A 12,928-nucleotide genomic window follows, 5' to 3' on the forward strand; every position below is an offset into this window, starting at 1 on the left:
CTACTTTATAATATGGATTTTATCTATACTCATTCAAATTTGTTTTATTAAATTTGCAACATAAAACAAACAAGCACGTTATTATTAAAGCAAAAGTGCAACAATTTAAAACAAACAGTAATATGAAAAAGATTTATATTTACCTCACACTCTTTATGCTGGCTCTCTCGCCAGCTATGCTTACAAGTTGTGACAATGACGACCCTTGGTATGACGACTATTACGGTTGGTACGAAGATGAGGACGACCGATACAACAAGCCTTACGACCAAGGCAGCGACCAGTTAGTAGATATGGCACAGACGCTTAACGGTATGTGGAGAGGCGAAGCAAAGAACGTTGTATACGAGGACAACGTGGCATACGAGACCAAAATATTCGTCGACTTCACCTTCACACAATACTCGCGCAACTCAAACAATGGTGTTGGATATGAGACCGACTATGCACAGGCTTACGACAAAAACGGCAATCCGCTGTACAACCCAGACGGCTCACCTGTATACGACAATCAGACTATGCAGTTCAAATGGTACATCGACCCTCGCACGTACAATATATATATGGAGTATGTTGAATCGGGCGCAAAGTATCTACTCGACTTCAATGGCAACACTGACGACTCTGGTTTCATGCTTGGATGGAGCGACAAATATAACAAGGAGATATTTGATGGCGTAATGGAAGGCATCAACGTAGACGAGCGCGTATACTTCTCTTGCGACCGTGCAAACAACACACGTGCAACAAGCGACACTGCAACAACCAATACACGCAAGTTGTCGTTTGGCAAGGGCAAGGGTGTTAAGCTTGCTACAGAAGGTCTGAAGGCAGAGTTGCCCAAGAGATAAATACTTATAACTATACATGCTGTATATCCTCCAGCACATTGCCAACAATGTCAAGCATTTTGGCAGTGCTGGAGGATAATTGTTTGTAATACTCGGCTCTCTCCTCAGCAGTTGTTGAAGCATTGGCTTCTACTATGAGTTGCGCAAAACCAGCAACCGAGTTGAGTGGCTCGTTTATATCTGCGTTCATGTTCTGCAGCAAAGCCGTTTTCATACGGTCGGCAGCCTCAGCACGTTTGCTTGCATCCTTTAACTGGATATGCGTAATGGCAAGTTGGTTATGGGTTTCGCGCAGACGCCGTGTTATGCGTCGGTAGAAACCAAAATAGCATTAAGCGGTGTGCGTATCTCATGACTCATATTGGCACGTATGGCTCGTGTGGTTTCAAATCTGTTCATGTTAGGCATGAGGATATCCAGCAGAATGCAGTCGGGGTGCTCGTGTGTAAGGACGTCAAGTGCCTGCTGTCCGCTATTGGCGCTTATGACATTGAACTTTTGTTTTGCGAGCATTCCCTTAACCAGTAAGATATTTACTGGAACATCGTCCACAACGAGGACGGTATGTTGCGAATTGTCTGTTGCCATTGTGTTATAAAAAGTTTGGTATCTGTATTTTTTGGTATATCTATGCAAAGATATACCAAAATATTATTATGATAGAAAAAAAAAGAGACAAAAAACACTTATACACAGACTATTGTTCTCCAGTTCTGTTGATTTATCTAATCGCGCAACGCTCCCGGACTAACACCAAACTCGTCCTTAAAGCACTTGTTAAAGTAAGACGGCGAGGTGAATCCCACTTCGTATGCTATCTCAGACACTGCCTTGTCTGTATGTTCCACCATACGGCGTGCCTTTACAAGTCGTGCCTTGCGCAGAAGCTCTACTGGCGTCTGTCCGGTAAGTGCCTTCACCTTGCGGTATAGTTGTACACGCGACAAACCTATCTTCTCTCCCAATCGCTCGATAGAGAAATCGGAGTCGGAAAGGTTGTTCTTTATAATATCACGCAGACGTGTAACAAATCTTTGGTCTTGCTGTCCAAGTTGTTCCTCGTCAGCAGCCTCTTGTGCTCCACCCGAGAATATAGAGCGTAGCATAGTGCGCGAACGTAATAAATTGTCTATACGTGCAAGCAGCACCGAACCCGAGAATGGTTTGGTTAGATAAGAGTCGGCACCCTTGGCATATCCCTCCTCACGTTGCTCTGACAACGAACGTGCTGTAAGCAGAACAACAGGTATATGACTTGTAGCCGTATCTTCCTTAAGCCTTGCCGTAAACTCAATGCCATCCATAACTGGCATCATAACATCGCATACCACAAGTTGTGGCACATAACGGTGCGCCACCTCAAGTCCTTGTTTGCCGTCTGTAGCCTCAACCACATTATATTTCTCCGAAAGCAGCGAACGCAGATATGTCCTCATGCCATTGTTGTCGTCGATGATAAGTACAAGAGGGCGGTCGTTGTCAAAGTCCTCTGCATTGGTTATATGTTCGGTAAGCGTCTCTGCATTGGTATCAGCAGCAATATAGCTGTCGTCTATCATATTGCGATCTATAGCTTGCGATGTAGCAGGCTGATCCTTGGAAGCATCATATCCAGGCTGTGTATCGGGTATGCGCACAACAAAGGTAGTGCCTTTACCAGGCTCGCTTTCGGCATGCACATCACCATTATGCATGTCCACGTATGCCTTGACTAACGACAGACCTATGCCTGTACCGCCTATTGCTCCCTTTGCCTGATAGAAACGCTCAAACAAGCGTGGCAGTTCATCGGCACTTATTCCCTTGCCAGTATCAGCCACACGTAGTGTATAGAATCCATCCTTATGCTGCAGACTTGTTGTTATACAGCCTCCTTCGGGGGTATACTTAAGCGAGTTGGACATCAGGTTGAAGTAGATATGCTCCAACTTGTCGCGGTCGGCTATAACCATAGCCTCTGTATCTACGGCAGATGTATCCACCTCTATATTTATCTTGCGACGCATAGCCACAGCCCTGAAGTCATCTGCCCATGTTTGCAATTCGTTTTGCAAGGCAAAATTGTTTAGATGCAATGTCGCCTTATTGTTCTGTACCTTGCGGAAGTCGAGTATCTCGCCCACAAGCTGTATCAATATTCGTGTATTGCGCTGCACCATTTCGAGCATATTGCGCTGTGTTCCGCGCACAGTTGGATCTTCCAGAAGTTGTTCTACCGGACCAGATATAAGAGTTAGCGGTGTGCGCAACTCATGGCTTACGTTTGTAAAGAACTGTAGTTGCGTCTTTGTCATCTGCTCCATATCCTCTGTCATACGGCGCTGTTGTTCCATCGACTCCTTAAGCTTATTGTTGATACGTGCCTTGGTAAAGTAGGCACGTATAGAGTAGGCAAACGCTCCAATGAGCATCACCATGAATACAATCAGTATCAGCAGATAAAAGCGTTGCGTATTGAAGTCGTCAGCAGCCTTGTCCACACGCGAGCGCAGGGTGGACAAATGGTATTGCTGTCTTACGGTTTCATCGTTCTGCATAAGCAGCACACGTGCATTGTCGCTGGTAACAAGAGCCGACGATAGTTGGTTTTCGCGCTTATACTTCTTGCCGGTTAGTATGTTCATTGCCAGCTGCAACACCTCGTCGCCGCGTGTAGGATATATATACGATGCGAAGAGAGTGCCATCGTTTACAAGAGGCAGTCCGCCACCTTGCTGTGGCATAGCGTCGATACCGCAAAACTTTATCTTGCTGATATCCAATCCATGCTTCAAGGCTGCTCGTCTTGCACCCATAGCCATACGGTCGTTGTGTGCGAAGATACAATCGAAGGCATTATAAGGATGTGACAGCAAAGAGTCTATCACACGAAAGGCACCTTGTTCAGTCCAATCGGCATGTAGTTTCTGCACTATGCTTATAGCAGGACGTTGTGCCGCAACGCTGTCGAATCCATGCTGACGCTCAATAGCTGGCGATGATGTAGACAGTCCGCACAATTCAATAATTCTACTTCCTTCAGGCAGCGCACTTGACAGATATTCGCCCATCGTCTTGCCTATCTCGTAGTTGTCGGCACCAATATATGCCGTATACTGGTTGGAGCGTGTACGGCGGTCGAATATAATGACTGGTATGCCCTTCTCGTATGCACGGTCTATAGCAGGCGATATACTCACCTGACCTGGCGCAACGATAAGTAGATCGACGTCGTCATCGGCAAAGCGCTCTATCTGTTCGGTCTGCAAACGCACATCATCATTGGCCGACTGTATGCGCAGTTCCACATTATTATAATATAAGGCTGCGATACGCAGCTCCTCATTAAGTTTCTCACGCCACACGTCCTCAGAGCATTGCGACACGGCAATGACAAAGTGTTTCTTCTCACCATGACCGCAAGACACAAGCATGGCAAAAAGAACTAAAAGCACCGATAATCGCAACATATTGAGCATTTTGTTCATCTGATTTGTTTATTGGTTTAGGTTTGTTTTTGCAAATTTAGATAAAAATATTGAGTTATAAGAGGAATACGAAGGAAAACAAGCGACATTTTTTATATATACATATTTCATTTTATTATATATTTGTTTCCTGAAACATTCTTGCAACTCAAGGAACGATTATTTAAATTGTCTACCGCTCATTATTGCTAACTTTGCAATGTCAAAAGGAAAAATAATTGATATCAGGATATACACACCAGGCCAAAGATTAGTTATAAGATTTAAAGCTTCAAATTTTCAGCCCCATGCATGGGGAAATAGGTTCCATATTTAAGATTGTTGTTTTAGATTAAGTTGGTTATAGAGTTAGTTTAGGATTAGTAGACATTATGTGCCGGAGGTGAAGTGATTTCACTTCCGGTTCTTTTTTGTGGCTATAAAAAAGGGCAATCTTGCATCTCTGCAAGGTTGCCCCTTGAAATGAAATTATTTATGACATTTTAAATGGAATGGTTATGAAAGCTTAGAACTTAACATCCAATCCTACACCAAACACATTGTTGTTACGTGTATAGTCGGAAGTGTAGTTGTACTTGTTGGTACCAACGGTCGACTCCTCTGATGTCTTCTTGTGCTCGTAGAAGGTGTGGAAGTAGGCCACATTGAGCTTCATACGACTTGTAAGGCGGATAACACCACCAACACCTACCGAGTTGGAGCTTACAACAAACGACTTGTCGTCCATATACTCGTCGCTCAAGCCATAGCTTGTGCACTGCCAACCAGCACTTACAGTAAGGCGCTTGTTGATGTCGTACTCGGCACCGGCGTTGTACTCAAGAGTACCACGGTCGAGCTTCTTGTTACGGTTGTTGTATGATGTTGCGTTCTTGTCATCGAACCAGTGGAAACCAACGTTGATGCGAAGATCATCGGTTGGAGCATAGCCAGCACCAAGAGTGAGGTAAGCAGGGATGTCGCCAGCAATCTTCTTGCCATCCTCGTACTCGCCTACTGCTTCACCAAGAGCTGTATCAAACTTACTCTTAATGCCAAGCATTACAGCCTGCACCTTAGGATCGCCAAGGATTTTATTATCAACTACTACTTCTGGTACACCCTTAGCGATAAGCGCAGTGCGCAAGTTACCTGCGAGGTTACCAATAGATGGAGCCTGGTTTACCGACTTGTTCTTAAGACGCATACGTGTCTTAAACTCGTACTTAGCCGAGAAGTTCCAACGACCTGTCTTATAGTCGATACCAATGATTGGGGTAAAACCGAGTCCTGTCTGGTCACAGCTAAGAAGAATGTCGGCAGCATCGGTCTTTGAAGGGTCGAGAACTGTATAAAGCGGTGTATTACCTACCTTGATATCGCGAACATATCCATAGTAATTGCATGATGCATATACAGTACGCAAGCCGGCAAACGCGCTGAAGTTATCGCTCACCTTATAGGCAGCGCCAATAGAGATGCCATAGTAGTACTGACGGCCGTGCATATAGCTATCGTAACTATACTTGCCGTCTGAACCGAACATCTCTGAGAAGATATTTTTAGGATATGCAGCTCCCAATGCACCCTTAGCAGCTCCGTCTACAGCACCAGCTAGACCACAAGCGCCCATAGCAGTCTCACCTACAATCTTCTCAAACGAACCCAGTCCGTTGTCAAATGTACACTTGCCGCCACCGCCTGTCAATGCGAGGTTAGCCTGGAACGACCAGCGTCCCTTGTTGTATGCATATTGTAGAGAAGGGATAACGGGAGCGAAAGCCTCTCCCTTGAATTCACGTGGAGTAATAGGGTTGTTCACATTGTTTTTGAACAGATCGTAGCCGTTCTTGATAATACGGGTCTGGTAAGCCAACTGCCAGTTGAGAGACAAATGGTGTCCCTCGCCAAGAAATACAACACCAGCAGGGTTGTAATATACACCGTCAATACCAATAGAAGCCTCACGGCTCATCATACGGTTAAACGCTACATTCTGGTTTGTGTTTGTTAGCAGTCCTCCTGCAAACGATACGCTGCTTGATGCAATCGCTGCTGTCAAGCAAGCCATTTTTAACTTATTCATCTTAATTACCTTTAAAAAATTGGTTGCAAAGGTAAGTGAATTGTCCTATTCTTCCGAATAAGAGATAGGTTATTTAAGTTCTATTAACAGAATAATTAATAAAAGCTGCACAAACTAAAAGGTTTGTGCAGCTTTTTAGTTGATAGCTCTTGCTTTCAATGTTATATGCCACAACCCCTATTTCTTCATTTCCGGATAAGAGATACGGGTGTGGTATATCGACTTAAGACGTTCGATAAGCACAAGCTTGGCAAGGGCAATATCGCGGAATGTGATAGGACATTCCTTGAAATATCCATCAGCAACATCACCATCTATAATCTTGTTCACCAATTCGGCTATGCTCTCTTCTGTATACACTGGCAATGAGCGCGATGCCGCCTCTACCCCATCGGCTATCATAAGGATAGCTTGCTCGCGGGTAAACGGATTAGGACCAGGATATCTGAATGGAGCTGTGTCTACCTCCTCGTCTGGATGCTCGTTCTTATACTTTATATAGAAGTACTTGGTAAGGCCTGTGCCATGATGCGTAACGATAAAGTCGCGTATGATGGCAGGCAAATTCTCCCTTTCTGCCATCTTCACACCCTCGGTAACATGACTTATAACAATGCGCGCACTCTCCTTGTACGGCATATTGTCGTGCGGATTTACACCAGCCTGATTCTCGGTAAAGAACACTGGGTCTACCATCTTGCCTATGTCGTGATACAAGGCACCGGTACGCACAAGCAACGAATTGGCTCCTATCTTGTTGGCTATTTCTGCCGCAAGGTTACCCACGGTGATAGAGTGTTGGAACGTACCCGGAGCTACCTCTGAAAGGTTGCGTAACAATCCTCGGTTGGTATTCGAAAGCTCGAACAAGGTAACACTCGATACAAAGCCAAACATCTTCTCGATGATATACATCATTGGGTAAGATATGAGCAAGAACACGCCATTAACCACAAAGTGGTAGTACATATCGTGATCCATCAGCGTGAAGTCGTTGTCCTGTATCATCTGTAGTGCCAAATACACAAAGGCACTGCCCATTGCCACAAGGATTGCTGTCTTAAACACCTGTGCACGGCGTGTAAGTTCGCGCAGCGAATAGATGGCAATCAGTCCTGCTACAATCTGTATGATGATAAACTCGTACTGGTATCTAACCGCAGTTGTACATATCAATATCATGGTGATATGCGACACGAACGCTGTGCGCGAGTCCATAAACACACGCACAAATATCGGCGCCATGGCAAACGGCAATATGTAGACACTCATAAAGTTATGCCGCATCATAAGCGACACCACCACTGGGAATAGCGTTATAAGCGAGTAGAGCATGGCTATTGAACGCGGCTTATTGAAGTAGTCGCGGCGGAACAATGCCAGATACAACGTGAATAGCACCACCATAAGTGTTACGAATATTATCTGTCCGATGAAGGTGCTCGTTATCTCGCTTTGTGTTGCCGAGCGTCGCTTTATCTCGCGCTCAAACGAGTTGAGCACACGATAGGTGTAATCGTCCACAATGTCGCCACGGTCTATAACCTTCTGTCCGCTCATCACCATTCCACTTGCAGGCGGTATTGACGAGAGGAGGTCGTTCTTCTCGGTTTCCGACCGTTCCTTGTCGTACACAAGGTTTGGCTCAATGTAGTTGTTCAGGTTACAGCGTTGCAATATTGGGCGCACACTTGCTATATGCTCATCAAGAAACAACTGCTCGTAGGCAGACAGCGTAGAGTAGAAGTTGGAGAGAGGCACACCTTGCGCATTGTTGCCTATAACCACACGCACCATCGTAGTAGAGTCGCGATATATCTCGTTATACTCTGGCGTGTCCATTATACCTGCACTATACAGCTGACGCAGACGCTTTGCTATGATGTTGACATACTCGCCCGGCAAGCCTGGTATTCCGTTATGGAAGTCGGCAGTAAACTTGTCTATCTGCTTCTTCTCTACTGCCTGGTCGTAGTTGTAGTAGGGTTGATAGGTCTCAAGCAAGGAGTCTTCCTGAGCCTTTATGGCTTCATCGGTCTTGTAGATAGGAAAGTCGAACTTGGCTATAAACGAACCATACATCCACGGCTTGCCGATATCGTACTTAAACTTTTGGCTCTCGTAGCGTGGCAACGACCACACTATCACCGTAACCGTAACCACGATGAGTGCCAGACGGCTCATTAGGTTGCGCCAGAAGCGACCATTACTGTTGTCTAATCTATACATACGCGTAGTGTTTTTATATGCATTTTGGCTTTTCTTGCCCTTTGGACTGCAATATTACAAAAAAAATGTGAAAATCGGGAAATTTATAGTATCTTTGCACAGAAATAAATAACAAAATAAGTTATGTCAGATAGAAAAGTAAGGGTGCGCTTCGCACCAAGTCCTACTGGACCTTTGCACATCGGTGGTGTGCGTACAGCATTGTATAACTATCTTTTCGCCCGTCAGCATGGCGGCGACCTTGTATTCCGTATCGAAGATACAGACTCTCATCGCTTTGTTCCTGGAGCCGAAGACTATATCATAGAATCATTCCGCTGGCTCGGCATCAAGTTTGATGAGGGTGTATCATTCGGCGGCAATCATGGTCCATATCGCCAAAGCGAGCGCCGTGGAATATACAAGAAGTATGTCGAGCAGTTGCTTGAAGCCGGCAAGGCTTACATTGCCTTCGATACTCCTGAGCAGCTTGAGGCTAAGCGTGCCGAGATACAAAACTTCCAGTACGACGCACGCACCCGTGGTGAGATGTGCAACTCGCTTACTCTCTCTAAGGAGGAGGTTGAGCAGCGCATTGCCGATGGTCAGCAGTATGTTGTACGTTTCAAGATTGAGCCGGGTATCGAGGTTCATGTAAACGATATGATTCGCGGTGATGTCAAGATCAAGAGCGACATTCTCGACGACAAGGTACTGTATAAGAGTGCCGACGAGCTGCCTACATATCACCTTGCCAATATCGTTGACGACCACCTTATGGAGATTACCCACGTTATTCGTGGCGAGGAGTGGTTGCCAAGTGCTCCACTTCATGTTCTGTTGTATCGTGCTTTTGGATGGGAAGACACTATGCCTACATTTGCCCACCTGCCATTGTTGCTCAAGCCAGAAGGTAAGGGCAAGTTGTCTAAGCGTGATGGCGACCGCCTTGGTTTCCCAGTATTCCCATTGGAGTGGCACGATCCTAAGACAGGCGATGTATCTTCAGGATATCGTGAGAGCGGCTACTTCCCAGAGGCTGTAGTCAATTTCCTTGCTTTGCTTGGATGGAATCCCGGCACCGAGCAGGAACTATTCTCTCTTGACGAACTCGTAGAGCAGTTTGACATTCATAAGTGTTCTAAGTCGGGTGCTAAGTTCGATTTCCAGAAGGGCATATGGTTCAACCACGAATATATCTTGCGCAAGTCGAACGAGGAGATTGCCAATCTCTTTGCTCCTATTGTAGCCAACAATGGTGTCGACGAGACTATGGAGCGCATCACATTGGTAGTGTCTATGATGAAGGATCGTGTAAACTTCGTTAAGGAGCTTTGGCCATTGTGCTCGTTCTTCTTCATCGCTCCTACCGAGTATGATGCCAAAACCGTAAAGAAGCGTTGGAAGGAAGACTCAGCAAAGGTTATGGGCGAGCTTGCCGACGTGCTCGAGTCGATAGACGACTTCTCTATCGAGGGTCAGGAACCCGTTGTAATGAAGTGGGTTGAAGACAAGGGCTACAAGCTGGGCGACGTTATGAACGCCTTCCGTCTTGCATTGGTAGGCATTGGCAAGGGTCCGGGTATGTTCGACATATCGGCTTTCTTGGGCAAGGAGGAAACTCTGCGCCGTCTGCGCAAGGCTATCGAAGTGTTGAAGTAAGACACATAAAATATGTACAACATAGTAATATACCTATATTTAATAGGTGTAGCCATAGCCAGTCTGTTTAACGAAAAGGTTAAAAAGATGTGGCGGGGCGAACGACAGACCATAAAGCTGCTGCGCGAGCAAGTGGACCCTACAGCCAAGTATGTATGGTTTCATGCTGCATCGCTTGGCGAGTTCGAACAGGGGCGCCCCTTAATGGAGCGCCTTAGAGAACTGCACCCTGAATACAAGATTCTACTTACCTTCTTCTCGCCTTCGGGCTATGAGGTGCGCAAGGACTATAAGGGTGCCGACATTGTATGCTATCTGCCGCTCGACACAATACGCAACTCGCGACGCTTCTTGCGTACTGTGCGTCCTGTTATGGCGTTCTTCATCAAGTACGAGTTCTGGTACAACTACTTCCACATCCTTCAGCATCGTGGAGTGCCAGTATATAGCGTGTCGTGCATATTCCGTAAGAATCAGATATTCTTCCGCTGGTACGGCAAGCAGTATGCCAGGGTGTTACGTTGCGTCACCAAGTTCTTCGTACAGAACAAGGAGAGCCAACAGCTGTTGCATAGTATTGGCATCGACGCGTCAGAGGTTGTTGGCGACACCCGATTCGACCGTGTATTGCAGATACGCGATGCTGCTAAGCAACTGCCTATTGTTGAAGCTTTCAGAGGCAACCGCAAGACTTTTGTTGCGGGTTCGTCTTGGGGACCCGACGAGGATATCTTCATACGCTACTTTAACGAGCATCCCGACTGGCAGCTCATCATTGCGCCTCACGTCATAAGCGAGGAACATTTGCAGCAGATAATGTCTAAGCTCAACCGCAAAACGGTGCGCTATACACAGACATCACCCGAGGAGGCTGCCAATGCCCAATGTCTTATCATCGATTGCTTCGGCTTGCTGTCGTCTATATACAATTATGGTGACGTAGCTTATGTTGGCGGCGGTTTCGGTGTTGGCATTCACAACGTGCTTGAGGCTGCGGTATGGAATATGCCAGTATTCTTTGGCCCTAACAACAAACATTTCCAGGAGGCTCATTGGCTATTGCAGTCGAAAGGCGGCATAGAAATTAGCTCGTACAACGATTTTAAGGCTCAGATGGATGCCTTCGTTGCTTCGCCTGAACTTATAAAAGAACGAGGCATTGTGGCAGGCCGTGTGGTTGAAAAGCATACTGGTGCTACACAAAAGGTAATAGATGCTTGCTGGTAAAGCAAGCAGAATCATGAAAGATATAAAAGGGGTGTGTCAAAATAGAAGTTAAAGGAAGTTCTATTTTGACACACCCTCCTTTTTGTTTATAACTGAACTTTCGCAAGTTCAGAAAATTCAGTAGTTAAAGGAGTTAAGAAGTTCTTGCAAGCAAGCGGCAAAGCCGAGCGAAGCCAAATGCTTTTAATGCTATAAATCAGGATCGTCGCAAGTTTCATCCATATTTACAGGTATTCCTATAGTTGTTGTTGCCTAATACGGTCTCTCCACTGACTTGGCGAAAGCCCCGTTCTCTGTTTAAAGATGCGGTATATCTGTGTGTGCGATGAAAATCCGCACTCTGTAGATATGGTATCATTGTTATATTCGGGGTTGTTTTTTATTATTCGTATAGCTTCATTAAATCGTATATCGCTTAGCCATGTTCTGAAGTTGGTATGCTCCGAAAGATTGAAGTACTCGGTCAGCTCATACTTCTTGCAACCTAAGTTGGCAGCCAACGAGTATATGGTTACATTGCTGTCTTTGTACATTCCGTCTTCACACCATTTTCTTAGTGCCGTTTCTATCTGCTTCAAGCGCTCTGGTGATATCTGTTCGTGTGGAGCCAGTGGCTTAAGCTCTTCGTCTTTTATATCAGCGTTGTCTATCTGTTCTGCAAGTTCGTCTTGTTCGTTTAAAATATTGTCGTTAGGCGAGATATAATAGCCCAATGAAACGAAGCTATGAACTAAGAAGACGATAATGAGCAACATTAGCGGACCTACATATAATAATAAGGTGTTGAAGAGAATAACAATGGGCAGAAAGGCTGCCGAAATGTATAGCAGGGTTAGACTGGTCTGCGCATAACGCACGTATGGCATAAGGTCGGTAGCCGACTCCTCTAATAGCTTCTTCTTACGCTTTTGTATCTCATAGCGGATAGAATATATGAAGTAGGCCATACTTGCCACAAAGAGTGCAAGCATAACGTATAGCAAACTGCCTATACGTAGACTACCATTCTGTATTACTCCGCATACAAAGACTATGGCAATGAGCGCATAGGCCGCTGCTCCTCGCAAGCAGTAGCGAAGCACAATGTTTTGTGTGCTCTCCATATTGATGATGGAGAGGGCTATTATAAAAGATACGGGGGTATAGAACATTATATTGAACACCGCACCTACGTCTGCACCTTGGCCACGAAAGCCCAAAGTCATCTGCAAGAAATAGTGTATAGAGAACAGGAGCATTGCTCCACAAAGCAACCATCTTGATATCTCGTACCGCTGCTGCTTCCATCTTACTTGCAAACTTGCCATTGCCAGATGCAAAGCCAACATAGCAGTAATGGTGCAACATACCAGTTGCAATATAAATAATTGTGTCATGATATTTAGTTTTAAGAGGGTGTGGCAAAAGAGGAGTTATCCCCTCTCTTTGGCCCACCCTCTTAATTAATT

9 protein-coding genes are annotated in these 12,928 nt (G+C 45.5%); 3 read left to right on the top strand and 6 right to left on the bottom strand.

Annotated features, from left to right (window positions below):
• Positions 1–122: 122 nt before the first annotated feature.
• Positions 123–851, top strand: coding sequence for a hypothetical protein (locus C9991_RS01440; RefSeq protein ID WP_106810860.1), 729 nt, complete (start codon positions 123–125; stop codon positions 849–851).
• Positions 852–861: 10 nt separating this feature from the next.
• Here C9991_RS01440 and C9991_RS01445 read toward each other — a convergent pair whose 3' ends face one another.
• From C9991_RS01445 to C9991_RS01465, 5 genes are all read right to left on the bottom strand, one after another.
• A complete protein-coding gene (locus tag C9991_RS01445) occupies positions 862–1,065 on the bottom strand; it encodes a histidine kinase dimerization/phospho-acceptor domain-containing protein (RefSeq protein WP_106810861.1) in 204 nt (67 codons plus the stop codon).
• Positions 1,066–1,154: 89 nt separating this feature from the next.
• On the bottom strand, positions 1,155–1,439 hold the full coding sequence (locus C9991_RS01450; protein ID WP_106810862.1) for a response regulator: 285 nt from the start codon (positions 1,437–1,439) through the stop codon (positions 1,155–1,157).
• Between the two features lie 137 nt (positions 1,440–1,576).
• Positions 1,577–4,318 (bottom strand): substrate-binding domain-containing protein, encoded by a 2,742-nt coding sequence (locus C9991_RS01455; RefSeq protein ID WP_232823220.1) that lies wholly within the window; start codon positions 4,316–4,318, stop codon positions 1,577–1,579.
• Positions 4,319–4,823: 505 nt separating this feature from the next.
• Positions 4,824–6,383, bottom strand: coding sequence for an OmpP1/FadL family transporter (locus C9991_RS01460; protein WP_106810863.1), 1,560 nt, complete (start codon positions 6,381–6,383; stop codon positions 4,824–4,826).
• Positions 6,384–6,560: 177 nt separating this feature from the next.
• Positions 6,561–8,612: an HD family phosphohydrolase gene (locus tag C9991_RS01465; RefSeq protein ID WP_106810864.1), complete on the bottom strand. Its 2,052-nt coding sequence runs from the start codon at positions 8,610–8,612 to the stop codon at positions 6,561–6,563.
• 123 nt (positions 8,613–8,735) lie between these two features.
• Here C9991_RS01465 and gltX point away from each other — a divergent pair, with 123 nt between their 5' ends.
• A complete protein-coding gene (gene gltX, locus C9991_RS01470) occupies positions 8,736–10,253 on the top strand; it encodes a glutamate--tRNA ligase (RefSeq protein ID WP_106810865.1) in 1,518 nt (505 codons plus the stop codon).
• Positions 10,254–10,265: 12 nt separating this feature from the next.
• Complete coding sequence (locus tag C9991_RS01475) at positions 10,266–11,480, top strand: 3-deoxy-D-manno-octulosonic acid transferase (protein WP_106810866.1); 1,215 nt, start codon at positions 10,266–10,268, stop codon at positions 11,478–11,480.
• Positions 11,481–11,716: 236 nt separating this feature from the next.
• Here the strand turns inward: C9991_RS01475 and C9991_RS01480 are convergent, their stop codons facing one another.
• Positions 11,717–12,856: an AraC family transcriptional regulator gene (locus C9991_RS01480; RefSeq protein WP_106810867.1), complete on the bottom strand. Its 1,140-nt coding sequence runs from the start codon at positions 12,854–12,856 to the stop codon at positions 11,717–11,719.
• Positions 12,857–12,928: the final 72 nt, after the last annotated feature.

It is taken from the genome of Prevotella merdae (assembly GCF_900290275.1).
Taxonomy (GTDB): Bacteria; Bacteroidota; Bacteroidia; order Bacteroidales; family Bacteroidaceae; genus Prevotella; species Prevotella merdae.

Excerpts from the sequence above, each read along its gene's own strand:
- C9991_RS01450 (WP_106810862.1), bottom strand. The coding sequence starts at position 1,439 with ATGGCAACAGACAATTCGCAACATACCGTCCTCGTTGTGGACGATGTT.
- C9991_RS01475 (WP_106810866.1), top strand. The coding sequence starts at position 10,266 with ATGTACAACATAGTAATATACCTATATTTAATAGGTGTAGCCATAGCC.
- C9991_RS01480 (WP_106810867.1), bottom strand. The coding sequence starts at position 12,856 with ATGACACAATTATTTATATTGCAACTGGTATGTTGCACCATTACTGCT.
- C9991_RS01465 (WP_106810864.1), bottom strand. The coding sequence starts at position 8,612 with ATGTATAGATTAGACAACAGTAATGGTCGCTTCTGGCGCAACCTAATG.
- C9991_RS01445 (WP_106810861.1), bottom strand. The coding sequence starts at position 1,065 with ATGAAAACGGCTTTGCTGCAGAACATGAACGCAGATATAAACGAGCCA.
- C9991_RS01455 (WP_232823220.1), bottom strand. The coding sequence starts at position 4,318 with ATGAACAAAATGCTCAATATGTTGCGATTATCGGTGCTTTTAGTTCTT.
- C9991_RS01460 (WP_106810863.1), bottom strand. The coding sequence starts at position 6,383 with ATGAATAAGTTAAAAATGGCTTGCTTGACAGCAGCGATTGCATCAAGC.
- gltX (WP_106810865.1), top strand. The coding sequence starts at position 8,736 with ATGTCAGATAGAAAAGTAAGGGTGCGCTTCGCACCAAGTCCTACTGGA.
- C9991_RS01440 (WP_106810860.1), top strand. The coding sequence starts at position 123 with ATGAAAAAGATTTATATTTACCTCACACTCTTTATGCTGGCTCTCTCG.